This is a genomic window from Hydrogenophaga atypica (genome assembly GCF_042665215.1).
GTDB classification, from domain to species: domain Bacteria; phylum Pseudomonadota; class Gammaproteobacteria; order Burkholderiales; family Burkholderiaceae_C; genus Hydrogenophaga; species Hydrogenophaga defluvii_A.
Genome location: NZ_JBHTCA010000012.1, coordinates 71,950 through 96,781, shown reverse-complemented (window position 1 = coordinate 96,781; position 24,832 = coordinate 71,950). Strand labels below are relative to the sequence as shown.

The 24,832-nt window shown below is 65.8% G+C and carries 21 protein-coding genes and 1 pseudogene; 14 read left to right on the top strand and 8 right to left on the bottom strand.

The annotated features are described in order from the left end of the window. Nucleotide 1: 1 nt before the first annotated feature. From ACFQPB_RS15130 to ACFQPB_RS15115, 4 genes are all read right to left on the bottom strand, one after another. Nucleotides 2–310, bottom strand: coding sequence for a type II toxin-antitoxin system RelE/ParE family toxin (locus ACFQPB_RS15130; protein WP_382224906.1), 309 nt, complete (start codon nt 308–310; stop codon nt 2–4). Further along, a complete protein-coding gene (locus tag ACFQPB_RS15125; RefSeq protein ID WP_382198924.1) occupies nt 307–561 on the bottom strand; it encodes a type II toxin-antitoxin system ParD family antitoxin in 255 nt (84 codons plus the stop codon). Before ACFQPB_RS15125 ends, ACFQPB_RS15130 begins: the two co-directional genes overlap by 4 nt. 73 nt (nt 562–634) lie before the next feature. Continuing rightward, a complete protein-coding gene (gene recJ, locus ACFQPB_RS15120; RefSeq protein ID WP_382224903.1) occupies nt 635–2,371 on the bottom strand; it encodes a single-stranded-DNA-specific exonuclease RecJ in 1,737 nt (578 codons plus the stop codon). Next, entirely contained in the window at nt 2,368–3,264 is an 897-nt protein-coding gene (locus tag ACFQPB_RS15115; protein ID WP_382224900.1) for a phosphoglycerate mutase, read from the bottom strand. The genes recJ and ACFQPB_RS15115 overlap by 4 nt, the downstream gene beginning before the upstream one ends. A gap of 46 nt (nt 3,265–3,310) precedes the next feature. On the opposite strand from ACFQPB_RS15115, the gene ACFQPB_RS15110 reads away from it, so the two are divergent. The 3 genes from ACFQPB_RS15110 to ACFQPB_RS15100 are packed head-to-tail and all read left to right on the top strand — an operon-like array spanning nt 3,311 to nt 7,610. After that, nucleotides 3,311–4,567: a lipoprotein-releasing ABC transporter permease subunit gene (locus tag ACFQPB_RS15110; protein WP_382224897.1), complete on the top strand. Its 1,257-nt coding sequence runs from the start codon at nt 3,311–3,313 to the stop codon at nt 4,565–4,567. Further along, nucleotides 4,560–5,345 (top strand): lipoprotein-releasing ABC transporter ATP-binding protein LolD, encoded by a 786-nt coding sequence (gene lolD / locus ACFQPB_RS15105; RefSeq protein ID WP_382224894.1) that lies wholly within the window; start codon nt 4,560–4,562, stop codon nt 5,343–5,345. Before ACFQPB_RS15110 ends, lolD begins: the two co-directional genes overlap by 8 nt. A gap of 15 nt (nt 5,346–5,360) precedes the next feature. Beyond that, nucleotides 5,361–7,610 (top strand): CHASE2 domain-containing protein, encoded by a 2,250-nt coding sequence (locus ACFQPB_RS15100; protein ID WP_382224892.1) that lies wholly within the window; start codon nt 5,361–5,363, stop codon nt 7,608–7,610. 27 nt (nt 7,611–7,637) lie between these two features. Here ACFQPB_RS15100 and ACFQPB_RS15095 read toward each other — a convergent pair whose 3' ends face one another. Further along, on the bottom strand, nt 7,638–8,678 hold the full coding sequence (locus ACFQPB_RS15095) for a M48 family metalloprotease (RefSeq protein WP_382224889.1): 1,041 nt from the start codon (nt 8,676–8,678) through the stop codon (nt 7,638–7,640). A 10-nt stretch (nt 8,679–8,688) separates the two neighbouring features. After that, a complete protein-coding gene (locus ACFQPB_RS15090; protein ID WP_382224887.1) occupies nt 8,689–9,267 on the bottom strand; it encodes an SH3 domain-containing protein in 579 nt (192 codons plus the stop codon). 227 nt (nt 9,268–9,494) lie between these two features. Between ACFQPB_RS15090 and soxC the strand changes: the two genes are divergently transcribed. From soxC to soxB, 7 genes and pseudogenes are all read left to right on the top strand, one after another. Continuing rightward, entirely contained in the window at nt 9,495–10,826 is a 1,332-nt protein-coding gene (gene soxC / locus ACFQPB_RS15085; RefSeq protein WP_382224885.1) for a sulfite dehydrogenase, read from the top strand. Nucleotides 10,827–10,839: 13 nt separating this feature from the next. Then, a complete protein-coding gene (locus tag ACFQPB_RS15080) occupies nt 10,840–11,901 on the top strand; it encodes a c-type cytochrome (RefSeq protein ID WP_382224883.1) in 1,062 nt (353 codons plus the stop codon). Between the two features lie 124 nt (nt 11,902–12,025). Beyond that, nucleotides 12,026–12,481 carry a thiosulfate oxidation carrier protein SoxY gene (soxY, locus tag ACFQPB_RS15075; RefSeq protein WP_382203657.1) on the top strand — a complete coding sequence of 152 codons (456 nt, stop codon included), beginning with the start codon at nt 12,026–12,028 and terminating at the stop codon, nt 12,479–12,481. Nucleotides 12,482–12,537: 56 nt separating this feature from the next. Next, nucleotides 12,538–12,849, top strand: coding sequence for a thiosulfate oxidation carrier complex protein SoxZ (gene soxZ / locus ACFQPB_RS15070; RefSeq protein WP_382224881.1), 312 nt, complete (start codon nt 12,538–12,540; stop codon nt 12,847–12,849). 106 nt (nt 12,850–12,955) lie between these two features. After that, a complete protein-coding gene (gene soxA / locus ACFQPB_RS15065) occupies nt 12,956–13,726 on the top strand; it encodes a sulfur oxidation c-type cytochrome SoxA (RefSeq protein WP_382224937.1) in 771 nt (256 codons plus the stop codon). A gap of 133 nt (nt 13,727–13,859) precedes the next feature. Beyond that, nucleotides 13,860–14,390, top strand: a pseudogene (gene soxX, locus ACFQPB_RS15060) (sulfur oxidation c-type cytochrome SoxX); the annotation flags it as partial. A gap of 72 nt (nt 14,391–14,462) precedes the next feature. Next, nucleotides 14,463–16,184, top strand: a complete 1,722-nt coding sequence (gene soxB, locus ACFQPB_RS15055; RefSeq protein WP_382224879.1) for a thiosulfohydrolase SoxB — start codon at nt 14,463–14,465, stop codon at nt 16,182–16,184. Between the two features lie 6 nt (nt 16,185–16,190). Here soxB and ACFQPB_RS15050 read toward each other — a convergent pair whose 3' ends face one another. Beyond that, nucleotides 16,191–16,661 (bottom strand): DUF192 domain-containing protein, encoded by a 471-nt coding sequence (locus ACFQPB_RS15050; protein WP_382224876.1) that lies wholly within the window; start codon nt 16,659–16,661, stop codon nt 16,191–16,193. Nucleotides 16,662–16,737: 76 nt separating this feature from the next. On the opposite strand from ACFQPB_RS15050, the gene icd reads away from it, so the two are divergent. From icd to ACFQPB_RS15030, 4 genes are all read left to right on the top strand, one after another. Then, complete coding sequence (icd, locus tag ACFQPB_RS15045) at nt 16,738–17,991, top strand: NADP-dependent isocitrate dehydrogenase (RefSeq protein WP_382224874.1); 1,254 nt, start codon at nt 16,738–16,740, stop codon at nt 17,989–17,991. A 113-nt stretch (nt 17,992–18,104) separates the two neighbouring features. Further along, a complete protein-coding gene (locus ACFQPB_RS15040) occupies nt 18,105–19,982 on the top strand; it encodes a patatin-like phospholipase family protein (RefSeq protein ID WP_382224871.1) in 1,878 nt (625 codons plus the stop codon). A gap of 84 nt (nt 19,983–20,066) precedes the next feature. Continuing rightward, nucleotides 20,067–20,528 carry a FecR family protein gene (locus ACFQPB_RS15035; RefSeq protein ID WP_382224868.1) on the top strand — a complete coding sequence of 154 codons (462 nt, stop codon included), beginning with the start codon at nt 20,067–20,069 and terminating at the stop codon, nt 20,526–20,528. Next, complete coding sequence (locus tag ACFQPB_RS15030; protein ID WP_382224865.1) at nt 20,525–22,498, top strand: TolC family outer membrane protein; 1,974 nt, start codon at nt 20,525–20,527, stop codon at nt 22,496–22,498. Before ACFQPB_RS15035 ends, ACFQPB_RS15030 begins: the two co-directional genes overlap by 4 nt. 49 nt (nt 22,499–22,547) lie before the next feature. Here ACFQPB_RS15030 and ACFQPB_RS15025 read toward each other — a convergent pair whose 3' ends face one another. Continuing rightward, nucleotides 22,548–24,701, bottom strand: a complete 2,154-nt coding sequence (locus ACFQPB_RS15025) for a CHASE2 domain-containing protein (RefSeq protein WP_382224862.1) — start codon at nt 24,699–24,701, stop codon at nt 22,548–22,550. Nucleotides 24,702–24,832 lie beyond the last annotated feature (131 nt).

Sequence of the window (24,832 nt, the reverse complement as noted above, 5' to 3'; positions counted from 1 at the left end):
CTCAAACCAAGTGTGCAGGCAGATCCGCATGCTGATGCAGCACGCGGATCACATCCAGGTGGGTGTCGCGTTCCAGGTAGAAGACCGCGTAGGGATAGCCGGTGGTGAGCCAGCAGCGCAGGCCCGGCACGTGGAGTGGCCGTGCGTAGCGAGGTGAGCCGGTGCCGGGGTGTTCGGCCAGGTGCAGGAAAGCGGCGTCAAGCGAATCGATGAACCCGAGCGCCACGTCGGCGTTTGCCTGCGTGAGGTAGTGGTCGAAGGCACGGTCAACGTCCGCTGCTGCAGCGGCCGTCGGTCGGCAGGGCTTCAAACCTTGCTGCCGGATGAACCCAACGCACGCTGGCGCAGGTGATCGCGCTGGGTCGTCCAGTCCGGCCCGGGGCCAGACGCCAAACCTTCGGCCAGCAGGGCGCGCAAACGCTCACGCCCGGCTTCCTGCTCGTCGCGGCGCACCAGATCGCGCACGTACTCGCTGTGGGTGCTGTAGCCACGGCTTTTGACGCGTTCATCCACGAACGATTTCAGTTCGTCGGACAGCGAGATGTTCATGGTGGTTGGCATGGTCAGCAGCTTAACGGTTTTGGCAATCTTTGCCAAGAAATGGTCTCCCGAAATGGCCTCCCGATGCTGCCCGTCACAGCTCCACCGCCTCCACCAGAAACCGCACCCGTTTCTGGCCTTGCCACTCATCGGCGTCGAGCCGGAAGGCCAGCTTGGCGCGGGGCGGGAGGGGCTCGGTGTGGCTGAACCAGATGCCGTCCACCGCTGCGCCCTGGTGTTTGAGTTTGAGCTGCAGGTGTTTTTCGCCCACGATGCGTTGCGAGACCACCTCTACTTCTTCGCAGAACACGGGCGGCGCAAAACCCTGGCCCCAGACCTCGGCGTGCAAGGTGTCCACCACGTCGGGGCGGCGGTACTGCGGGTCCAGCGGGCCGTCGGTTTCCAGGCGGCGCTGCAGGGTTTCGGCGTCCAGCCATTCGCTGGCCACCTGGGCCAGGCCTTGTTCGAAGGCGTCCAGGCCGTCTTCGTGGATGGTGCAGCCGGCCGCCATGGCGTGGCCGCCGAAGCGCAGCAGCACGCCGGGGTGGCGTTTGGCCACCAGGTCAAGTGCGTCGCGCAGGTGGAAGCCTGGGATGGAGCGGCCCGAGCCCTTGAGTTCGTGCCCTTTACCCTCGGCCGCGCTGGCCGCGAACACAAAGGTCGGGCGGTGCAGCTTGTCCTTGAGGCGCGAGGCCACGATGCCGACCACACCTTCATGGAAATCGGGGTCGAACACGGTGATGGCGGGCGGTGGCGCCTCGTCTTCGTCGAACAGCTGTTCGGCCAGTTGTTGCGCCTGCTCGCGCATGTCGCCTTCGATGGCCTTGCGTTCGCGGTTGATGCCGTCCAGCGTGCGGGCCAGTTCGTCGGCGCGGGCCGCGTCATCGGTGATCAGGCATTCGATGCCGAGGGTCATGTCGGCCAGGCGGCCGGCGGCGTTCAGGCGCGGACCCAGGGCAAAACCGAAGTCGAAGGCGGTGGCCGCGTGGGGGCGGCGCGCGGCCACGTTGAACAGCGCCGCCATGCCAGCGGGCAGGGCGCCGGCGCGCACGCGCTTGAGACCTTGGGCCACGAGGCGGCGGTTGTGGGGGTCGAGCTTGACGACGTCGGCCACAGTGCCGAGTGCCACCAAGGGCAGCAGCGTGTCGATCTTGGGTTGTGTGGCAGGGCTGAACACACCGCGTTCCCGCAACTCGGCCCGCAAGGCCAGCAGCACGTAGAACATCACACCCACGCCGGCGATGGATTTGCTCTCAAACGTGCAGCCGGGCTGGTTGGGGTTGACGATCACACAGTCGTCGGGCACCACGGGCTGGCCGTTCATCACGGCGGGCAGGTGGTGGTCGGTGACCAGCACCTGCAGGCCCAGGGCGCGTGCGGCGCGCACGCCGTCCAGGCTGGCGATGCCGTTGTCTACCGTGACCAGCAGGTCCGCGCCACTGGCCTTGACGCGCTCGGCAATGCTGGGCGTGAGGCCGTAGCCTTCGTTGACGCGGTCGGGCACGAGGTAGGCCACGTTGGCAAAGCCCATGGGCGCGCCCAGCAGCCGCAGGCCACGCACGCCCACGGCACAAGCGGTGGCGCCGTCGCAGTCGTAGTCGGCCACGATGCAGATGCGCTGGTTCGCGGCCATGGCGTCGGCCAGCAGGCGCGCGGCGGCCTCTGTGCCTTTCATGGCGCTGGGGGGGATCAGGCGGGCGAGCGTGTCGTCGAGTTCGTCGGGGCTGCGCACGCCGCGCGCGGCGTACAGGCGCGCCAGCAGCGGGTGCACGCCGCTTTGCTCCAATGCCCAGGCGGCACGGGGTGGCACGTCGCGGGTGATGAGTTTCATAGGGTGGTCAGGAAAGTGGTGTCGGCTTGGCTCAGGGCCTGGCGCAGGCGGCGCCACACAGAGCGGGGCTGTGTGGCAAACGTCTGTGCCGCGCGTTCGCCGCTGAGCGTCAATTGCAGCGCCTCGCCCGCCTGGGCGCGGGGCAGCCAGTGGGAGGCGATGTCGGCGGCTATGGCGGCCCACGCGGCGTGCGGATCCCCAGTTGCCAATCGGCCGTCCACCACCATCCCAGGCCGGGGGGCGTGGGCCTGCGCCAGCGCACCAGCGCCCGTCACCCAGAAGGCGTTGATGGGCAGTTGGCCCCGTGCCTGGCGTTCGTCATTGGTGGGGTGGGTGTAGAACAGCATCTGCATTTCGCTCTGCAGGCGGCGCAAGCCTGGGTGGTGGCCGGTGGAGGCCTGCAGCATCTCAGGGGTGATGGGGCGGCCGGTGGCGCGCCCCAGCGACCAGGTGCGCAAGTCCCTGAACACCTCGCCCTTGGCCAGCCAGGCGCCGGGCTGGGTGGGGTGCAGCGCGATGCCGTCTTCCGCAAAGTAGGGCTCGGCGGCGCGCATGAGGGCCTCGGACGCTGCGGCGTCGAGCGCCAGTGTGTCGGGGTCGGCCAGGGCCACGTACTGCGCGCCCACCTGCCAGTGGCAAGGCGTGATCCAGGCGCAAGGGGTGCCCACCGTGCCAGTCTCAAATGCCGCCCAGGGTGTGTGACCCGGTTCGGTATTCAGGCCGTTGTGGCGGGCCACCACCAGCTCGTGGGGCAGGGCAGGGCTGTCTTCAGGGGTGTCGAGTCGCCCGGCGGGCGCCATCAGGCCCAGCAGACGTGTCAGTTCTGGGGGCGGGGTGAGAACCGCACCGACAGGCGCGGGGGGCAGGGGAATCAGCAAATGCGTGGCGTGCATGGGGGGGATTGTCCGGGATGCCACAATGCCGGCCGGAATACGACGCATGCAAATCCCCTACGAACTGTCCCTGGGCTGGCGCTACACCCGCGCTGGCCGCGCCACCCGGCGCAACGGCTTCATCTCTTTCATCTCGGGTGTGTCCATGCTGGGCATTGCCTTGGGCGTGGCCGCGCTCATCATCGTGCTCAGCGTGATGAACGGTTTTCAGAAAGAGGTGCGCGACCGCATGCTGGGTGTGCTCTCGCACGTGGAGGTGTTCACGCCCACGGGTGAGGCCATCCCCGATCTGCCCACCACTTTGGCCGAAATTCAGCGAAATCCAGAGGTGATCGGGGCGGCGCCTTTCATCGGCGCTCAGGGACTGATCGCACGCGGCGAAGACATGAAAGGCGCCATCGTGCGTGGCATCGACCCGGCGGCGGAGCCCAGCGTCACCGAGCTGGCCGCGCAGTTGTCGCAAACGGTGTTGCCGCGCCTGGTGCCGGGCGAGTTTGGCATCGTGCTCGGTGGTGAGCTGGCGCGCAGCCTGGGCGTGCGCCAGGGCGACACGGTCACGCTGATCGCGCCCAGCGGCCAGATCACGCCGGCCGGTGTGGTGCCGCGCATCAAACAGATGACGGTGGTGGGGGTGTTCGACTCCGGCCATTTTGAGTACGACTCGGGCCTGGCCCTGCTGCATCAGGACGACGCCGCGCGCATCTTCCGCCTGGAAGGCCCCACCGGCGTGCGCATCAAGCTCAAAGACTTGCAGAAGGCGCGCGAGGTGGCGGTGCAGATCGCCGGCTCGCTCAGCGGCGACCTGCTGGTGCGCGACTGGACCCGCCAGAACCGCACCTGGTTCGCCGCCGTGCAGCTCGAAAAACGCATGATGTTCATCATCCTCACCCTCATCGTGGCGGTGGCCGCCTTCAACCTGGTGAGCACGCTGGTGATGACGGTGACCGACAAACGCGCCGACATCGCCATCCTGCGCACCCTGGGCGCCAGCCCGCGCAGCATCATGGGCGTGTTTGTGGTGCAGGGGGCTATGGTGGGTGTGATTGGCACCCTCAGTGGCCTGGCCCTGGGCCTGTTGGTCGCCTTCAACATCGACACCCTGGTGCCGGCACTGGAGCGTTTGCTCGGCGCCGCCTTTTTGCCGCAGGACATTTACCTCATCAGCCGCATGCCCAGCGATCCGCAATCGACCGACATTGTGCCGATTGCGGTGATCTCGCTGGTGCTGGCTTTTGTGGCCACCCTGTACCCCAGCTGGCGCGCCAGCCGCGTGAATCCGGCGGAGGCGCTGCGCTATGAATAACACCTCCACGCTCCCCACTTCGTTGGGTTCGCTGCCCCCCGAGGGGGCTCGCCCGCCTTGGGGCGGCCCGGCGGCGGGCGCTCAAGTGGTTCTCCAGGCCAGCGGCCTGACCAAACGTTTCCACGAAGGCCGTCTCGACGTCACCGTGCTCAAAGGCGTGGACCTGCAGGTGTTTGCCGGTGAAACCCTGGCCATCGTGGGCGCCTCCGGCTCGGGCAAAAGCACCTTGCTGCACCTGCTGGGCGGGCTGGACGCGCCCACCGCCGGCAGCGTGACGCTGCTGGGCCAGAACCTCGCCACGTTGGGTGCCGCCCAACAAGGTGATCTGCGCAACCGGCACCTGGGATTTGTCTACCAGTTCCACCATCTGTTGCCCGAGTTCAGCGCCCGCGACAACGTGGCCATGCCTTTGTGGATACGCCGCCAGCCGCGCGAAGAAGCCGGCCGCACGGCGGCCGAGATGCTCGCCCGCGTCGGCTTGGCCGAGCGGCTGGCGCACCGGCCGGCCGAGCTGTCGGGCGGTGAGCGCCAGCGGGTGGCCATCGCCCGCGCCTTGGTCACGCGCCCGGCCTGCGTGTTGGCCGACGAACCCACCGGCAACCTGGACCGTGGCAGCGCGGGCGCGGTGTTTGAGCTGATGCTCGAGCTGGCGCGCTCTCAGGGCACCGCCTTCGTGCTGGTCACACACGACGAAAGCCTGGCAGCGCGTTGCGACCGGCGCTTGCGCCTGACCTCCGGCGAGCTGACCGAAGACCCGATCACCCCACCCCATCTCTGACGCAGGAGCCCCACCATGGCACGCTGGATCAAGCTGGTTTTGCGTCTCGCCACGGTGTTGTTGCCTCTGTTGCTGGCGCTGCTGCACGTCACGGGTGTGCAGCGCTTGGAATGGTTGAACCGGCTCGAAGCTGCGGCCTACGATGCACGCCTGCTGGCCGTGATGCCACGCACGCTGGACGAGCGCATCGTCATCCTCGACATCGACGAAAAAAGCCTGGCCGAGCTGGGCCACTGGCCCTGGCCGCGCCACCACCTCGCCCGCCTGGTGGAGCGCCTGTTCGATGAGCAGCAGGTGGCCGTGCTGGGCATGGACATCGTGTTCGCCGAAGCCGACGACCGCTCGGGCCTGGGCCAGCTGAAGGCCCTGGCCGAAGGTGAACTGCGCGACGAACCGCGTTTTGTGGCGCGCCTGCCCGAACTGACCCGCCGGCTCGACCACGACCAGCGTTTTGCCGATGCCCTGCGCGGGCGCGACGTGGTGCTGGGCTACTACTTCACCAGCGACCGCAACGGTTTGCGCACCGGGCGCCTGCCGCCGCCCGTGGTCACCGAAGCCGATCTTCAGGCGCAGGGCGGGGCACCGTTTCGCGCCACGCTATGGGACGGCCATGGCAGCAACATCGCGCCCTTGGCCGAAGCCGCACCGCGCGCGGGCTTTTTCAACCCCGTGGTGGACAGCGATGGCCTGGTGCGCGCGCTGCCCTTGCTGGCCCGGTTTGAGGGCGCGTACTACGAGTCGCTGTCGCTGGCCGTGTTGCGCACTGTGTCGGGTGGGGCCAAGGTGGTGCCCGAGGTGGCACCAGGTACCGAGGGCTGGGCGGGGGGGCCTGTGCTGGCGGCAGTGGGGCTGGACCTGGGCGGCAGCCGCATGCAGATCGCGGTGGACTCACGGGTGGCGGTGCTGGTGCCCTTCCGTGGCCCGGGCGGGCCTCAAGGCGGCTCGTTCCAGTACGTTTCGGCCGCCGACGTGGTGGCCGGCCGCCTGGCCCCCGGCAGCTTGCGCGACAAGATCGTGTTGCTGGGCACCACCGCCCCCGGTTTGCAAGACCTGCGGGCCACACCCGTGGGCGAAGCCTACCCCGGCGTGGAGACCCACGCCAACCTGATCTCGGCCTGGCTCGACGGCCATGTGCTGGTGCAACCCGACTACGCACCGGGCTACGAACTGCTGGTGTTGCTGGTCGCGGCGGCGTTGCTGCTGTGGGGCCTGCCACGCCTCAAGGCCGTTTCGTCGGCCATGCTGGCGGCGGCCCTGATCGCGCTGCTGGTGGGGGCTAACCTGTGGCTGTTTGCACGGCACGGGCTGGTGCTGCCGGTGGTCAGCCCGGTGTTGCTGGTGGTGCTGGCCTATGTGCTGCACACCAGCTACGCCTACTTCATCGAAACCCGCGCCAAACGTGAGCTGGCCCACCTGTTTGGCAGCTACGTGCCCCCCGAACTGGTGGACGAAATGGTGAAGGCGCCCGAACGCTACAGCATGCGCGCCGAGGAGCGCGAGCTGACGGTGATGTTCAGCGACATGCGGGGCTTCACCCAGCTGTCCGAGACCATGGGTGCGGCCGAACTGCAGGCCTTGCTCAACCGCGTGTTCAGCAGCCTCACCCACGAAATCCGCCAGCGCCGGGGCACCATCGACAAATACATGGGCGACTGCGTGATGGCTTTCTGGGGCGCGCCTGTGCCCGAGCCGGAGCATGCCCGCCTGTCGGTGCTGGCGGCCCTGGCCATGCGCCGAGCCGTGGCCCAGATCAACCTCGATCACCGCCAACGCGGTTGGCCCGAGATTGGCATGGGCGTGGGCCTCAACACCGGCGTCATGTGTGTCGGTGACATGGGGTCGGACCTGCGCCGCTCCTACACCGTGATCGGCGACGCGGTCAACCTGGGCTCACGCCTGGAGGGCCTGGGCAAACACTACGGTGTGGACATCGTGGTGAGCGAAACCACCCACGCCCAGGCCGGTGACGGCTTCACCTGGCAAGAGCTGGACACGGTAAAGGTCAAGGGCAAGGACGCCGCCGTGGCCATCTACACCGTGCTGGACGCCGAGGATGTGGTGGGCAACGAATTGGAACGCTGGGCGCAGTGCCTGCAAGCCTGCCGCCATCAGCACTGGCCCCAGGCCCAGGCCTTGCTGGACGAACTGCGCGCGACGCAGCCCAGCAAAGTGTTGTACGCGCTGTACGCCGAGCGCGTGGCCGACTGGCGCCAGCAGAAGCTGCCGGCCGATTGGCGCTGGGTGACCAGCTTCGAGACCAAGTAGGCCGGCGCCACGCTCAGACGGTGGGGGCTATTTTTTCGCGGGCTGCGCGGCGGCCGGCGTGGCCGAGGTCTGTGTCACTCTGGCCCGCACCGGCACCTGGCGGGCGGCGCCGTAGCGGTCGAACTGCTGGCCCATGGCCGTTTGCAGCGACGCCAGCCGCTGGCTGGTGGGCGGGTGGGTGGCCAGGGCGAGCAGGTAGGCCGGGTCGTCTGGGCGCACGGTGGACAGCGTCTGCAGCACCGTGGGCAAGCCAAAGGGGTCCATGCCAGCGCGCGTGGCCAGCGACACGCCAAGGGCGTCGGCCTCAAACTCGTCGGCGCGGTCCAGGCCTTTGCTGTAGAGGTTTTTGCCCAGGTTCATGAGCTGCGTGGCGACCACGCCCCCGACGTTGTTGCGCACCTGCGAGCCGATCAGCTGGGTGGCCAAGCCGGAGCGTGCCGTTTTGGCGAGGGCTTGCAGGTGGTGCTTCTTTTCGACGTGGACAATTTCGTGTGCCAGCACGCCGGCCAGCTCGGCTTCGCTGAAGGTGCGGTCCAGCAGCCCCTTGGTGACGAACACAAAACCCCCAGGTGCGGCAAAGGCGTTCACGCCGGGGTCGTCCAGCACCACAAACAACCAGGGCAGTTGCGGGCGGCTCGAATGCAGCGCCAGCCAGCGGCCCAACTCGTTCACGTAACGTTGGGTGCGTGCGTCTTTGAGGGCCGGCTTGGCACCCAGTAGCACCGCCGCCAGGTTGCGGCCAATTTCAATTTCCTTGGGCTCGTCGATCTTGTCGATCGATTGCATCAACAATTGCACCAGGCTCAAGGCTTCCCCGGCCGACGAGCCGCTGCCGCCCAGGGGCAGGTTGGCCGCCACGGCGGGCATGCTGGCACCGGCCGCCTGCACGCTGCTGCCCAGTGAACGCAGCGCATCGGTGATGGAGCCGCCGCTGCCACCGCCCGAGGTGGGTGCGGTGGCCACGCAGGCGCTCAGGCCGGCGGCGGCCAGCACGGCTGGCAGCAGGTGCAGGCCCGTGCGGCGGGGGCGTAGGCTGGTACGTATGCTGGTACGTGGGTCGTGTGTCATGGCAGCGTCCTCACTGTGCAAGCGTGCCGGCGCCAGGCGCCGTGGAGGGAGGGGCGGGGTTGAGGTCGGCCACCTCGCGCGGGCGCAAACCGGCGCGCTGGGCAAACTGGCGGGCTTGTGACTCGCTGACCTTGTGCTGGCCGGCGGCGTCCACCGCGGCCAGGTTGGGGGTGGCGTTGGCCAAGTCGTCCGCGTCCAGCCCACGGATGCCCACGGTGGACGTGGCCACGGTGGTGGGGCGGGTGCCGCCGGCGCCGAAAGCCTGGCCCAGGGAGCGCAAGGCACTGGTGCCCGTGCTGGGCGCCGCAGCGGGGGTGGCCTGTGCGCCGCTTTGCAGGTCAAACATGTGCAGCCAGCCGGTTTTGCCGTCGCTGGTACGCACACGGCGGAACGGCCCCTGGCGCTCGTCGAGCCGGGTGACCACCGCGTTGGCGGGCAGTGGCGTCGATTTGGCGTCGGCCCGGGGGGCTTCGCGCAGGGCCACGTCGCGCTTGACCGTGAATTGCTCCTGGCCGTGCGCCCAGGGCGCCAGCAGCCAGCCGGCACACACGAGCAAAGCCAGCCTCCAAGCGTGTGTCGCAGTGGTCATGTTTGCTCCTTGAACACCCTGTCAAAACAATTGACAAAGTTTAACGTTCATGGGCGCCACCGCCCAACCACACAAGGGGGCAGGCGGCTGTGATGGTCCGCCGGTGGCAACGAAGACATCAGGGTTTGTTCGTATCTGAATATCAGCAAGTACGAATATACTTCGCGCATTCCCCAAGGTCTGCGCCCCGTTTCAGGGCGGGGCCACCTTCACAAAGGAAGCGCGCTGTGTCCGACGAACTGAGTCAAACCATTGGGCGGGTCCTTCCCGCGCCCGAGAATTTCCTCGACGCCGAAAAGCTGGAGCTGGCTCGCAAGGCCCGCCGCAGCTTCATGGGCAAGGCCCTGGCCATGGGTGCCGGTGTGGCCGCATCGGCCAAGGCGGTGGCGGCCGACGGCGAAGAGGCCATCCTCAAAATGCCCGAGCACACCACCGGTTTGGGCCTGCCTGTGGTGACCGACGGCTACGGCAAACCCAGCAAGTGGGAAGCCAACCTGCAGCGCCGCCAGAGCCCGGGACTGACCCGAGTCAACCAGGCGTCGGTGAGTTTCACGCCGCTGCAAGGCCTGTTCGGCATCATCACCCCCAGTGGCCTGCACTTCGAGCGCCACCACCAGGGCTGGTGGGACATCGATCCTTCCAAGCACCGTCTCATGGTCAACGGCCTCGTCAAGCGCGAGCGCGTGTTCACCATGGACGACCTGATGCGCCTGCCCAGCGTCTCGCGCATCCACTTCATCGAGTGTGGCGCCAACTCGGCCACCGAATGGGGCAACGTGGCCGTGCCCACGGTGCAGTACAGCCACGGCATGGTGAGTTGTTCTGAATTCACCGGCGTGCTGCTCTCCACCCTGCTGGAGATGTGTGGCATCGACAAGAAAAAGGCCAAATACGTGCTGGCCGAAGGCGCCGACGGTTCGTCCATGACCCGCACCATCGACATCGAACGTGCCATGGACGATTGCATCGTGGCCTGGGGCATGAACGGCGAAATGCTGCGCCCTGAAAACGGCTACCCGCTGCGTCTGGTGGTGCCGGGCGTCCAGGGCGTGAGCTGGGTCAAGTACCTGCGTCGCATCGAGGTGGGCGACGAGAAGTACGCCACCAAAGATGAAGCGGTGCACTACATCGACCACATGCCCGATGGCACACACCGCCAGTACACCGGCATCCAGGAGTGCAAAAGCGTCATCACCACACCGTCAGGCGGGCAAACGCTGCTGGACAAGGGCTTCTACAACGTCACCGGCCTGGCCTGGTCGGGGCGTGGCAGCATCAAGCGCGTGGACGTGAGCACCGACGGCGGTCGCAACTGGCGCACCGCCCGCCTGGAAGGGCCAATTCTGGACAAGGCCTTCACCCGCTTCAACATCGACTGGGTCTGGGACGGCAAGCCCGCCATTCTGCAAAGCCGCGCCATCGACAGCACCGGCTACGTGCAGCCCAAGATCAACCAGCTGCGCGCCGTGCGTGGCACCCGTTCGGTCTATCACCAGAACGCCATCCAGTCTTGGCTGGTGGGGGCCAACGGTGAAGTCTCCAACGTGCAGGTCTACTGAGAGAGTGCCGACCATGAAAAAACGTATCGTTCTCGCCATGGCCGCGTTGGCGGTGGGTTCTGCTTTTGCCCAGGCCAAACCCTGGCATTCGATTGGCCGCGACGCCACGCCGGCCGAAGTCAAGGCCTGGGACATCGATGTGCGCCCCGACTTCAAGGGCCTGCCCAAGGGCTCAGGCAGCGTCAGCAAGGGTGAAGAGGTGTGGGAGGCCAAGTGCGCGTCCTGCCACGGCAGCTTTGGTGAATCCAACGAGGTGTTCACACCCATCATTGGCGGCACCACCAAGGCCGACATCGAGCGTGGCCGGGTGAAGAACCTGGAGCAGGGCTCCACCTTCCCGCAGAAAACCACCATCATGAAGGTGGCCACCGTCTCGACCATCTGGGACTACATCAACCGCGCGATGCCCTGGAACGCGCCCAAGACGCTGACCACCGAAGAGGTGTACGCCACCACGGCCTACCTGCTGAGCCTGGCCGAGATCGTGCCGGCCGATTTCACGCTGTCGGATCAGAACATCGCCGAGGTGCAAAAACGCATGCCCAACCGCAACGGCATGGTGTTCTACGAGCCGCTGTGGAAGGTGAACGGCAAGGGCGATGTGAAGAACGTGGCCTGTATGAAGAACTGCCCGGTGGACGAGAAAATCCAATCCTCGCTGCCCGACTTTGCCCGCGACGCCCACGGCAACATCCAGGAACAGAACCGCGTGATTGGCCCGGTGCGGGGTGCCGACACCACCAAGCCCGCGCCGGCCAGCATGCCGGCCAAGGGTGCCGCTGCGGCGGCGCCTGTGGTGGTGGCCGCAGCCGGCGGGGCGGGCGACGTCAAAGGTTTGCTCGCGGCCAACGCCTGCACCGCCTGCCACGGTGTCACCAACAAAATTGTGGGTCCTGGCTTCAACGAGATACTGGTCAAACAAAAAGGCCAGGCCAACCTGGAAGACTATCTGGTCGGCAAAATCAAGGGTGGCGGCTCGGGCGTGTATGGTTCCGTTCCCATGCCACCCCAGCCCCAGCTGTCTGACGCCGATGCAAAAACCATCGCCAAATGGATCGCTGCGGGCGCCAAGTGATCTGAATGAGCGATTTATTCAGAATATAAGCAACCAATCGTAATCCCTGATGCCAACGACTTCGGGTCAGCGTAAGCTCCCGCCTATTGCTGGCCCTGTCCCCCCTTTTTTCAAGGAGTCATTCATGAACAACACCCGCCGTAACGTCCTCAAGACCTCGGGCGCCCTGGGCACGCTGGTGGCGCTGGGTCTCATCACCGAAAAGCAGGCGCTGGCCCAGGCCAACCGCGCCGGCTTTGAAGCCAAGAGCCTGGCCGACGCGCTCAAGGCCGTGGGTGGCACACCGGCCACCAGCGATCAGGTCACCGTGGTCGCGCCCGACATTGCCGAAAACGGCGCCGTGGTGCCTGTGGGCGCCACCAGCAACCTGGCCAACACCACCGAAATCCACCTGCTGGTCGAGAAGAACATCAACCCGCTGTCGGCCTCCTTCTTCATTCCCGCCGGCACCGAGGCCAGTGTGCAGACCCGTCTGAAGATGGGCCAGAGCACCAACGTCATTGCCGTCGTCAAGGCCGATGGCAAGTTGTACTCGGCCACCAAGGAAACCAAGGTCACGCTGGGTGGTTGCGGCGGCTGATGCCGCAGGCTGTACCCAAGACTTGATCCGATTCACGAATTCTCAGGAGAAACACCATGGCAGATCCGATGCGCATCCGTGCCGCCCACAAAGACGGCGTGACCGAAGTCCGCGTGCTGATGTCCCACCCGATGGAAACCGGCCAGCGCAAGAACGCTGCTGGCGACACCATCCCCGCCCACTTCATCACCGAAGTGGACGCCACCCACAACGGCAAGAGCGTGCTCAAGGCCCAGTGGAGCACCGCCGTGTCGCAAAACCCCTTCCTGTCCTTCAAATTCAAGGGCGGCGCCAAGGGCGACAAGCTGGCGGTCAAGTGGGTGGACAACAAGGGTGACACCCGCACTGACGAAGCGGCCATCGCCTGATAAGGTGGGGGTCAGAGTCACGGCCGGCCAGCAGGCTGGCCGTTCTCTTTTGTTTGACAGCATAAAAAGGAGACATGCGATGGAAAACAAACGCTGGATCGCGGCCATGGTGCTTGTGTCGGTGGCCTCGGCCGCTTCGGCGCAGTCGGCGGCTGATGGCATTGCCAAGTACCGTGAGATGTTGCAAGACGGCAACCCGGCCGAGCTGTTCGAAATGAAGGGCGAGGAGCTGTGGAAGCAAGTACGTGGCCCCAAAAAAGCATCGCTTGAAAAATGCGATCTGGGTGAAGGGCCGGGCGTGCTGAAGGGCGCGTTTGTGAAACTGCCACGCTACTTTGCCGATACCGGACGGATGCAGGACTTGGAATCGCGCCTGGTGACCTGCATGGAAACCTTGCAGGGCTTCAACGCCGCCGAGGTCATGAAAACACCGTTTGGCCGCGGCGAAATGGCCAACGTGACCGCGCTGGCCACCTACGTGGCAACCCAATCCAAGGGCCTGCGCTTTGACCTGCCACAAGGCCACGCCGAGGAGCGCAAGTTCTACGAGCTGGGCAAACGCGCCTTCTTCCAGCGCGGTGGCACACACGACTTTTCGTGCGCCACCTGCCACGGCGAAAACGACAAACGCATCCGCCTGCAAGACCTGCCCAACCTGACCAAGAACCCGGGCGACGGCGTGGGTTTTGCGGCCTGGCCCGCCTACCGCGTGTCCAACGGTCAGATGTGGAGCATGCAGCTGCGCCTGAACGACTGCTACCGGCAGCAACGTTTCCCCGAGCCCAAGTTCGCCAGCGACGTGACGATTGCGTTGGGCGTTTATATGGGCGTCAACGCCAAAGGCGCGGAATCCGCTGTGCCCACCATCAAGCGCTGAAGCAGGAGACACACACATGAACAAAACCACCTGGATGTTGTTGCCCGCCGCTGCTGTGGTCCTGTCTGCCTGCAGTTCGGCGCCCAGCCCGGCCGACTACGACAAGATGGCCGAAGCGATGACCAAAAGTTGATTTCAGGACAAAGGCATCGCCAAGGTCAGCCGCCTGGACCAGGACGAGGCCAACCGTTTGTGCAGCGCGGCCGACACCGCAGGCAAGCCGCTGGACGAAAAAGTGGCCAAGGCCATCGAAGAAGCCAACCTCAAGTCCATCAAATGGCCCAGCGATGGCAAGTTTCTGGGCGACTGGAAACAGGGTGAAGCCCTGGCCCAGAGTGGCCGAGGCATGACCTGGACCGACAACGAAAAAACCGCCAACGGTGGCAACTGTTACAACTGCCATCAGATCAGCAAAGCCGAAATTTCTTTCGGCACGCTGGGCCCCAGCCTGTACAACTACGGCAAGCTGCGTGGTGTGAGCGACCCCAACGCACCGGCGTCCAAGGCCATCGTGGACTACACCTGGGGCAAGTTGTGGAACGCGCGTGCCTACAACGCCTGCTCCCAAATGCCCCGGGCCGGCCACGCGGGCATACTGAACGAGCAGCAGATCAAACACATCATGGCCTTGCTGTTGGACCCCAAGTCGCCGGTCAACCAGTGAGCCACAGGCCTTGCGTGATGCAAGGCCTTTTTTCGCTTCTATCCATCAGTCGTTACTTATCGAGGAATATTCATGAGCTTCAGCCGACGTGAATTCATGCAGGTGCTGGCGGTGGCCAGTGCGGGGGGCATGGCCCTGGACCACGCCGATGTGCTGGCCGCCACGCCAGGTGCCGGCGAGCGGCTGTACGACGTGCCCAAGTTCGGCAACGTGAGCTTTCTGCATTTCACCGATTGCCACGCGCAGCTCAAGCCCATTTATTTCCGCGAACCCAGCGTCAACCTGGGCCTGAGCGAGGCACTGGGCCGCCCGCCGCACCTGGTGGGGGAGAAGCTGCTCAAACACTTCAACATCCAGCCTGGCACGGCGCAGGCCCACGCGTTCAGCTACCTCAACTTCGAGAAAGCGGCCAAGACGTACGGCAAGATCGGCGGCTTCTCGCACCTGGCCACGTTGGTCAAGCAGATGAAGGCCAGCCGCCCGCACGCGCTGCTGCTCGACGGCGGCGACACCTGGCAGGGCTCGGCCACCTCGCTGTGGACCAACGCACAAGACATGGTGGACGCCTGCAAGCTGCTGGGCGTCAACATCATGACGCCACACTGGGAGTTCACTTTCGGCGCCAAGCGGGTGCAGGAGATCGTTGAAAACGACTTCAAAGGCAAGATCGATTTCCTGGCGCAGAACGTGACCACGGCCGACTTTGGCGATCAGGTGTTCGCGCCCTACGTCATCAAGGAGATGAACGGCGTGCCCGTGGCCATCATCGGCCAGGCCTTCCCCTACACGCCCATCGCCAACCCGCGCTACATGGTGCCCGACTGGACCTTTGGTATCCAGGACGAGAACATGCAGAAGATGGTGGACGAGGCGCGCGGCAAGGGCGCCCAGGTGGTGGTGGTGCTGTCGCACAACGGCATGGACGTGGACATCAAGATGGCCTCGCGCGTGCGCGGCATCGACGCCGTGCTGGGCGGCCACACCCACGACGGCATGCCCGCGCCGGTGATCGTCAAAAACCCCGGCGGCCAGACGCTGGTGACCAACGCCGGCTCCAACAGCAAGTTCCTGGGCGTGCTCGACTTTGATGTGCGTGGTGGCAAGGTGCAGGACTTCCGCTACAAGCTCATGCCCGTGTTCTCCAACCTGCTGCCGGCCGACAAGGAAATGGAGGCACTCATCACCAAGGTGCGGGCGCCCTATGAGGCCAAGCTGAACGAAAAGCTGGCGATCTCCGAAGGCGCGCTGTACCGCCGGGGCAACTTCAACGGCTCGTGGGACCAGGTCATCTGCGACGCGCTGATGGAAGTAAAGGGCGCCGATGCGGCCTTCTCGCCGGGCGTGCGCTGGGGCACCAGCCTGTTGCCGGGCGACACCATCACCTACGAGCTGATGATGGACCAGATGGCCGTGACCTACCCGGCCACCACGCTCAACGAGTTCACCGGCGCGCAGGTGAAAGAAATCATGGAAGACGTGGCCGACAACATTTTCAACCCCGACCCCTACTACCAGCAGGGTGGTGACATGGTGCGTGTGGGCGGTTTCCAGTACACCTGCGCGCCCACCGCGCCCATGGGCCAACGCATCCAGAACCTCACGCTCAAGGGCAAACCGGTGGAAGCCGACAAGAAGTACAAGGTGGCCGGCTGGGCCTCGGTGCAAGAGGGTGTGCAGGGCGAGCCCATTTGGGACGTGGTGGCCGGCTACCTGCGCAACAAGAAGGTTGTGAAACAGGTCAAGATCAACCAGCCCAAGCTGGTGGGCGTGGACGGCAATCCCGGCATCGCCTGAGCGGTTTCAGGGCTTGGTGTTGCCAGGCGCTTGAGCAAAGGGCTGGCCGCGCAACCGCGCACCGGCCTGGATGTTGCGTTTGGCAAACCAGCCCTGGTTCATCTCCAGCACGTAGCGCACCGGCTTGGCCGAGCAGTGCGAGTCGGTGGTCTGCGGCTTCATGTCGGCCAGGTTGACGATGGTGCCGTCGTCGGCGATGAACGCGGCCGTCAGTGGCAGCAGCGTGTTTTTCATCCAGAAACACTGCACGCCAGGCTGCTCGAACACAAACAGCATGCCTTCGTGGGTGGGCATCTCCTTGCGGTGCATCAGCCCCACGGCGCGCTGTTGCGGCGTGAGCGCCACCTGGGCGTCGATCTGATGCATGCCCGCACTGAGCTTGACGCGCTGCAGGTTCAACTGGGGGCCTTCCTGCGCGTGCAGCGCACCAGAAGCAGACAACACAACACAGAGCAGCAGGCGGGGCAGGGCGTTCATGGCGAGCGGTGGCATGTGAGCGAGAGCAACTAGAATTTTGAGGGTTCGTTGTGCATCCCTTCCGAGACCCTCCTACATGTACCAGCATATCAAGGTCCCTGCCCAGGGCCAGAAAATCACCGTCAACGCCGACATGTCGCTCAACGTGCCGGACCAGCCCATCATCCCTTTCATCGAGGGTGACGGCACCGGGCTGGACATCACCCCGGTGATGCTCAAGGTGGTGGACGCGGCCGTGGCCAAGGCCTACGGTGGGCAGCGTCAGATCCAGTGGATGGAGGTGTACGCCGGTGAAAAAGCCACCCGCGTGTATGGTCCTGACGTGTGGTTGCCCGACGAGACACTCAGCGCGCTCAAGGACTATGTGGTCTCCATCAAAGGCCCGCTGACCACGCCGGTGGGCGGTGGCATCCGCAGCCTCAACGTGGCCTTGCGCCAGGAGCTGGACCTGTATGTGTGCCTGCGCCCCGTGCAGTATTTCAAGGGCGTGCCCTCGCCGCTGAAAGAGCCCGAGAAGACCAACATGGTCATCTTTCGCGAGAACTCGGAGGACATCTACGCCGGCATCGAGTACGAGGCCCAATCGGCCAAGGCGCAAAAGCTCATCAAGTTCCTGCAGGACGAGATGGGCGTGACCAAAATCCGCTTCCCCGACACCTCTGGCATTGGCATCAAGCCGGTGTCCATCGAGGGCACCGAACGCCTGGTGCGCAAGGCCATCCAGTACGCCATCGACAACAACAAGCCCAACGTCACCATCGTGCACAAGGGCAACATCATGAAGTACACCGAAGGTGGCTTCAGGGATTGGGCCTATGCGCTGGCGCAAAAGGAATTCGGCGCCCAGCCCATCGACGGCGGGCCGTGGTGCAAGTTCAAGAACCCCAAGACCGGGCGTGACATTACCATCAAGGACAGCATCGCCGACGCCTTCCTGCAGCAAATCCTGCTGCGCCCGGCCGAGTACTCGGTGATCGCCACCCTCAACCTCAACGGCGACTACATCTCGGACGCGTTGGCCGCGCAGGTGGGTGGCATTGGCATCGCGCCCGGCGCCAACCTGAGCGATTCGGTGGCCTGCTTCGAGGCCACCCACGGCACGGCGCCCAAGTACGCCGGCAAGGACTACGTCAACCCCGGCTCCGAAATCCTCTCGGCCGAGATGATGCTGCGCCACATGGGCTGGAAAGAAGCCGCCGATCTCATCATCGCCAGCATGGAAAAAGCCGTCCTGTCCAAGAAGGTCACCTACGACTTCGCCCGCCTCATGGACGGCGCCACGCAGGTGAGTTGCTCGGGCTTTGGGCAGGTGATGATCGAGCAGATGTGATGGTCTGCTCGCGCGCAAACCGTCACATTCCTGCGAATGGATTTTGACGTTTTGTTGCAATTGTGGTTAAGCTCGTTTCTTGTGCAGTTTGACAACACAAGAAACGGCAATCCATGCAAGTCATTCACTCGACGCATCCCTACCAAGACGAATTGTTGCGCCGCCAGCTGACGGCATTTTTGGGGGATGCCGATCCGGCCGCCGTCGAGCTGTTGCGCGCCCACCTGGAGTGGATTGAGGTGGACAGCGGCGAGACCCTGATGGAGCAAGGCGAGGCGGGGGACTCGATGTTCCTTGTCATCAGCGGGCGGCTGCGGGCCTACATCCGCGACGAGAACGGACAGGAACGCGCGGTGCGCGAAATGTCGCGTGGTCAGGTGATCGGCGAGATGAGCCTGTACACCGGTGCGCCCCGCTCGGCCACCGTCGTGGCCATCCGCGAGTCGGTGTTGATCCGCCTCGACAAGCCGGCCTTCAACAAGCTGTTGGCCAGCAGCGCCCAGGCCTCGATCGGCCTGACCCAGCAGCTCATCCGCCGCCTGCAAACCGAACGTGACCGTGCGCCGGTGGAAAAGCCGGTGATCACGGCGCTGATCGCCATCACCGATGGTGTGGACCTGAACCCATTCAGCGAGCAACTGGCCGCCAGCATGGCGGCGGCAGGGCGGGTGCAACGGGTCGATTCGGTGTGGGTGGCCACCCGGCTGCAGGCCCTGGGCTTGCGGGCTGACGATGAACACAACCCCGAGGTTGGCCGCCAGATCAGCATGGTGCTCGACCAGGTCGAGGCCGAAAACGACTTTGTGCTGATGGTGGCCGATGCGCAGTCCACCGCTTGGACGCGGCGTTGCGCCCGCCATTGTGACGAGTTGCTGCTGCTGGCCGACGCCAGCGAGCCCGCGCGGCTGCACCCCATCGAGACCGATTTCCTCATGCTGCGTCCGCCCCGTGCCGAAGCGGCCCAGGTATTGGTGCTGCAGCACGACGCCGACAAACGCACACCACTCAAAACCAAGGCCTGGCTGGACCGCCGGCCGGTGGCCGACCATGTGCACCTGCGACGGGGCTCGGCGCGCGACATGGCGCGCCTGGCCCGGCTGCAAACCCGCACCGCCGTGGGCCTGGTGCTGGCTGGCGGCGGTGCGCGAGGCCTCTCGCAACTGGGCATTTACCGCGCCCTGCTGGAGCATGGCATCGACGTGGATTGTGTGGGCGGCACCAGCATCGGCGCGCTGATGGGCATGTTGGTCGCCTCGGACCAGCCGCTGGACCAGGTGCTCCAGGTGGCCCGCAAGGCGTTTGGCAGCAACCCCACCAGCGACTTCAACTGGCTCCCGCTGATTTCGCTCATCAAGGGCCAGCGGCTGCGCCACTTGGTGCGGGAGTCGATGTTGTCCTTGTTCGGTTCCGACCCGGATGCCGAGGACCTGTGGAAAAACTTTTACTGCATCGCCACCAACTACAGCACCGCCAGCGAGGTGGTGTTGCGCCGTGGCAACTTGGGCCGCGCGCTGCGGGCCAGCATCGCCATCCCCGGGGCGCTGCCGCCTGTCATATTTGATGGTGATTTGTTGTGCGACGGTGGTACTTTCAACAATTTTCCAGTCGATGTGATGCGGAAAATGCGTGGTGTGGGCACGGTGCTGGGGGTCGATCTCAGTTTCAAAAAACCCCGGAAAATCACCCACAGCGAGGTGCCCGGCACGTGGGCTTTGCTGCGTGACAAGTTGCGCCCCCGCGCGAAGCGGCGCTACAAAATGCCATCCATGGCCAGTTTGTTGATGAATGTGACCATTTTGTACAGCGTCTCTCGCCAGCGCGAAGTGCAAGCACTGACAGATGTGTACTTCAACCCACCCCTGGACCGGGTGGGCATGCTGGCTTGGAATAAACTTGATCAAATTGTCAAACAAGGTTACACACACGGTAACGAAGTGTTGCAGGCCCTGGGGCCTGGTGCGCTTGCCCAACTGGTGCGTATCCGGGGTTGAGTGTGGGTGGTGCGCCACCCACGTGTCGGGTTCGACAACGGTGTTTCGGGCGTGTGGGCACGCCCTGTGATTGGAGTCCAGACCATGTGGAACAAGAAGCTATCGCTGTTATTGGGCGCGTCCTTGCTCGCCTGGGGCGCACACGCCCAGAACCGGGCGCCGGCCACGGTGGGGGCCATCGGTTTTGTCAAAACGGCCAAAGGCGAGTCGTTTGTGGACTCCGGTGGCCAAGCGGTGCGCGCCGCTGAGGGCACGCCGCTGAAAGTGGGCGACGTGGTGCGCACCGGCGCCGACGGCGCGGTGGGCCTGACCTTGAAAGACAACACGGTCATGTCCTTCGGGCCATCCACCCGCTTCACCTTGGAAGAGTACCTGTTTGCGCCAGCCAAGGGCGACCTCAAACTGGGCGGGCGCCTGACCAGCGGCTCGTTGCACTACGTGTCGGGCCTGATCGCCAAGGCACGACCTGAAGCGGTGGCCGTCAAGACGCCGACCGGCACCATCGGTGTGCGCGGCACCCGTTTTGTGGTGGTGGTGGCACCATGAGGGTCAGCGCTGTTTCGTTTGCCGTGGCGGCCCTGTTGGCGGGCGGGTTGGTGTCGGGCGGGGCGCTGGCGCAGGGGGCGGCTGTTTTGCCCGCGCCCATGTTGGAGGCGGTGACCCAGGCGATCAACACCCACCCGGGTGTGCAGGCCCAGTGGCACGCGCTGCTGGGGGCCGGTGCCCGGCAGGACGCCGAGCGGGGCCCGGGGCGGCCGCAGGTCGATTTGTTTGCCAGCGTGGGCCGCGAGTCACAGACCCGGCCGGGTCCGGCCACCGGCACCTACACCGACACCAACGGCACCTTGTCCGTCAGCCAGTTGCTGTTTGACGGCGGCGCGGTGAGTGCGGCCGTGCGGCAGGCCGGGCACGACAAGCTGTCGCGTTTCTACCGCCTGCTCGATGGCACCGAAAGCATGGCCTTCGACGCGGCCGTGGCCTACGCCGAATTGGCGCGTGCCAATGAGCTGGTGGATCTGGCCAAACGCAATTACGTCGAACACAAGCTGATCCACAACCAGCTGAGCGAACGCGAGAGCGGTGGCGTGTCGCGCCGTTCGGACGTGGAGCAGGCGCTGGGCCGGTTGGCGCTGGCCGAATCCAACCTGGCCGAGGAGCTGTCGGCCCACCACCGGGCCGCGCAGGTCTACCTGCAGGTCATGGGCGTGCTGCCGCCGGCACAACTGGCCGCGCTGCCGCGACAGCTGGATTTGCCCGGCACACCCACGGACGCCGTGGCTGCGGTGTCGCAGGCGCTGCGCCAGAGCCCTCGCATGTGGACGTCGGTGGAGTCGGTGCGCGCCGGTCGCGCTGCCATGGACAGCTACCGCAGTGAAAACGCGCCGCGTGTGGACGTGCGGGCCAGCCAGTCGCTGGACCGCAACCTGGACGGCGTGCGTGGCCGCTCGCGCGATGCGGTGATCGAGTTGCTCGTGCGCTTCAACCTGTACCGGGGTGGGGCCTACGAGGCCCGCGTGGAGCAGGCGGCGCAGGCCCTGAACGAGGCCATGGAGCAGCAGGAGTCCACTTGCCGCGATCTGCGCCAGACACTCACGGTGGCCCTCAACCAGGTCAACACCCAGCGGGAGCAGACCCAGTTGCTGGACCAGCAGCGCCTGGCCGCCGAAAAAGTGCAGGCCGCCTACCAGCAGCAGTTCGACATCGGTCAGCGCACCCTGCTTGATCTGCTGGACACACACAACGAAGTGTTTGAGGCCAACCGGGCCTACACCCGCGCCCGCTACGCGTATTTCACGGCGCAGGCGCGCTCGCTGGCCACACTGGGGCAGCTCACCAGCGCCCTGGGCGTCACGCGCAACGGTCTGCCCAGTGCCGCCGATGTGGGGCAAGACCAGCCCGAGGTGGACCCCGCTTCGCTGTGTGCCCCCGAGACGGTCACCACCGTGGCGGTCAACACCACGCCACCCGCGCGTCCCGCCGCCTTGCCGCGTTCTTATGTGGTGTTGCTGCAGGGCGCCGATGGCAGCACCGGCAAGGTGGTGGTGGCAGGCGACAAAGGCACCATCGAGTTGCAGCGGGCCAGTGGCGCCGCTGCGCTGGACGGTTCCACCCGCGAGGCCTACGCGGTGCCGGCAGACATGTTGGCGCGCGACACTGGCGCGGCCATCGGCGCGTCACCTGCGGCGCCCACCGTCTTCAGGCTGAACTTTGAAAAAGGCAGCACGCGCCTGACCCCAGAGTCGCGGGCCATGGTCGAGCAGGTGTTTGGCGAGGTGCGCCAGCGCAGCGCGCCCGACGTGTCGGTGGTGGGGCACACCGACACCCTGGGGGGGGCGGCGGCCAACATGTCCTTGTCGCTGCGCCGCGCCGAAACCGTGGCCCGCCTGCTCAAGCCCGTGGCTTCGCGCATCATCGCCATGGACATCGGCGGCATGGGCGAGACCAGCTTGCTGGTGCCCACGCCGGACAACCGGTCGGAGCCGCGCAACCGCCGTGTCGAGTTGACCGTGCGCTGAAACGCCCACGCGGCCATCCAGCCCAAACGGCGGCCCCTGGCCGCCGTTGTCATTTGTCGGTCATCACGATCACCTCGCCACTTTCGCCACGGCGCAGGCGTCGCAGGTGCAGTTGCACCAAGGGATCGTCCGGGCGTTCGTGCGCCAGGTGCTCAAACGCGTCCAGGGCGTCCGGGTTGCCGGCCGCCATCAGGTCGTAGGCGTGTTCGTAGGCGGGCAGGGCGGCGGCTTCGGCCTCGTCGTGGGCCAGGCCGTCGTTGAGGGGCTGCCACACCAGCAGGGCACGTGTTTTGCCCTTCAGCGTGAGCCGGCCCACGCGGCGGGCCAATACGCCGGGCACGCCGGCCACCACATCTTCCGACAGGCACACCCGGGTGCCCAGGTGTTTGTTCACGCTTTCCAGCCGCGCGGCGGTGTTCACCGGGTCGCCCAGGGCGCGGTAGTCGAAGATGGTGGAACCGCCAAAATTGCCCACGATGACCTCGCCGCAGTGCACCCCGATGCGCGTGTGGCCGAAGGGAATGCCCTTGGCCTGCAAGTCAAGCGCGTACTGGGTGGCGTAGCGTTGCATGGCCAGGGCACAGTCGTACGCGCGTTTCTGGTGGTCGGGCTGGTGCACCGGCGCGGAGAACATGATGGCCACCGCGTCGCCCACGATGCGGTCCAGCGTGCCCTCGTGTGCAAACGCGATGTGGATCATTTCGTCGAGGTAGCGGTTGAGCAGCGCCACCGCTTCGCCAGGGTCGATTTTTTCCATCAGGCTGGTGAAACCCGCGAGGTCGGTGAACACGAAGCTGCAGGTCAGGCGCTGCCCGCCCAGTTCCAGGCTGTCCGGGTTGTCCACGATGTGTTTCACCAGGTTGGGCGACACATAACGCGAGAACGCCTGCCGCACCCAGCGCTGGCGGCGCTCGCTGGCGAAGTGGTGCACCATGCTGCCGAGCAGGAAGGCGGTGAAGATGCCGATGGACGGCACGATGGAGTCGAGCAACAGGTGTTGGGCGGAGAAGGCATACCACCCGCCCCAGATGGTGGCGCCCAGGGCAGCGACCGTGGCCAGCGCCGACCACAACACGCCGGCATACAGCGCGAGCAGCCCAATGCCCAGGCCCGCCACCACCAGGGTGATGGCTTCCACCGCCACGGCCCAGCCGGGGCGGTAGAGGTAGCTGTCGGTCAGGGCCTGCTCCAGGATCTGGGCATGGGCCTCCACGCCCGGAATCACCCCGCCCAGCGGGCTGAAACGCAGGTCCATCAGGCCTTGGGCCGAACTGCCCACCAGCACCAGGCGGCCTTGTACATCGGCGGGCGTGACTTCGCCGGCCAGCAGCTTCCAGGCGGGGATCAGGCGCTGTTGGCGTTCGGTGGCGTAGTGCACCCAGGCCTCGCCGGTGCGGGTGGTGGGCACCACCACCTGCCCAATGCGCAGCTCGGCGATGCCGGGGTTGCTGCTCGGCCCCATGCGCACGAGGTAGTTGTCGGCCCCTTGGCCAATGCGCAGCAACTCCGTCACCAGCGAGGGCACCAGCTGGTCACCCACGCGCAGCACCAGAGGCACCCGGCGCACCACCCCGTCGTCGTCGGGCACAAAGGTGAGCGCGCCGGCCGCCGCCGCGCTGCTGCTGAGCACCGGCAGGGGCGCCACCACGCTGCCAAAGCGGTGCACAAAAGGCTGTGGGGCACCGCCCATCGCCACCGGCGCCACCAGCGGCATGAACGGCGGCACGGTGCCGGGGCCTTCGCGCTCCAGCGAGAAACCCAGCACCACGTTGGCGGATTTGAGTTGCCGCGCCAGCAGGTCGTCGTTGTCCGGCAAGGCCGCGATCTGCTCGCGCACCGCTGCGGGCAGTGGCCAGTCCCGGCTGACGGCGGCCGGCGTGGTCCGGTCCGGTTCCGCAAACACCACGTCAAATCCAACCGCCGCCGCCTCCAGGCTGTGCAGGCGCTCGACCAACTGGGCGATCCGGTAGCGGGGCCAGGGCCATTGGCCGATTTTGGCCAGGCTCGCTTCGTCGATGTCCACCACCCGCACGGCGGTGTCCTGGTACACGCGGGGTTGCAGGCGCTGGTACTGGTCCCACAGCGCATGCCGCAGGGTGCGCACCAGCGGGGGGTCGGCCAACATCAGGCCACACACCAGCGCCACCGCCAGCAGCGGAGCAAAAAAATAGAGTCGGCGCAATTGGCGCAAGACGTGTCGCATGGGGCGTCTGCCGTGATTGGGGCGGCGAAATGGGCGGTGTGCCGCGAGCGAGTTACATTAAATGACAATTTCGATGTGACCGGCTGCCGACCTGTGTTTTTTGGTGCGCCGGTGTGTGTTTGACCCCAACC

Bases quoted from the DNA above. Each gene is read 5' to 3' on its own strand.
- soxB (WP_382224879.1), top strand. From the start codon at position 14,463: ATGAGCTTCAGCCGACGTGAATTCATGCAGGTGCTGGCGGTGGCCAGT.
- ACFQPB_RS15095 (WP_382224889.1), bottom strand. From the start codon at position 8,678: ATGACACACGACCCACGTACCAGCATACGTACCAGCCTACGCCCCCGC.
- lolD (WP_382224894.1), top strand. From the start codon at position 4,560: ATGAATAACACCTCCACGCTCCCCACTTCGTTGGGTTCGCTGCCCCCC.
- soxZ (WP_382224881.1), top strand. From the start codon at position 12,538: ATGGCAGATCCGATGCGCATCCGTGCCGCCCACAAAGACGGCGTGACC.
- ACFQPB_RS15090 (WP_382224887.1), bottom strand. From the start codon at position 9,267: ATGACCACTGCGACACACGCTTGGAGGCTGGCTTTGCTCGTGTGTGCC.
- ACFQPB_RS15040 (WP_382224871.1), top strand. From the start codon at position 18,105: ATGCAAGTCATTCACTCGACGCATCCCTACCAAGACGAATTGTTGCGC.
- ACFQPB_RS15115 (WP_382224900.1), bottom strand. From the start codon at position 3,264: ATGCACGCCACGCATTTGCTGATTCCCCTGCCCCCCGCGCCTGTCGGT.
- ACFQPB_RS15050 (WP_382224876.1), bottom strand. From the start codon at position 16,661: ATGAACGCCCTGCCCCGCCTGCTGCTCTGTGTTGTGTTGTCTGCTTCT.
- icd (WP_382224874.1), top strand. From the start codon at position 16,738: ATGTACCAGCATATCAAGGTCCCTGCCCAGGGCCAGAAAATCACCGTC.
- ACFQPB_RS15030 (WP_382224865.1), top strand. From the start codon at position 20,525: ATGAGGGTCAGCGCTGTTTCGTTTGCCGTGGCGGCCCTGTTGGCGGGC.
- soxA (WP_382224937.1), top strand. From the start codon at position 12,956: ATGGTGCTTGTGTCGGTGGCCTCGGCCGCTTCGGCGCAGTCGGCGGCT.
- ACFQPB_RS15035 (WP_382224868.1), top strand. From the start codon at position 20,067: ATGTGGAACAAGAAGCTATCGCTGTTATTGGGCGCGTCCTTGCTCGCC.
- ACFQPB_RS15110 (WP_382224897.1), top strand. From the start codon at position 3,311: ATGCAAATCCCCTACGAACTGTCCCTGGGCTGGCGCTACACCCGCGCT.
- ACFQPB_RS15025 (WP_382224862.1), bottom strand. From the start codon at position 24,701: ATGCGACACGTCTTGCGCCAATTGCGCCGACTCTATTTTTTTGCTCCG.
- recJ (WP_382224903.1), bottom strand. From the start codon at position 2,371: ATGAAACTCATCACCCGCGACGTGCCACCCCGTGCCGCCTGGGCATTG.
- ACFQPB_RS15080 (WP_382224883.1), top strand. From the start codon at position 10,840: ATGAAAAAACGTATCGTTCTCGCCATGGCCGCGTTGGCGGTGGGTTCT.
- soxY (WP_382203657.1), top strand. From the start codon at position 12,026: ATGAACAACACCCGCCGTAACGTCCTCAAGACCTCGGGCGCCCTGGGC.
- ACFQPB_RS15100 (WP_382224892.1), top strand. From the start codon at position 5,361: ATGGCACGCTGGATCAAGCTGGTTTTGCGTCTCGCCACGGTGTTGTTG.
- ACFQPB_RS15125 (WP_382198924.1), bottom strand. From the start codon at position 561: ATGCCAACCACCATGAACATCTCGCTGTCCGACGAACTGAAATCGTTC.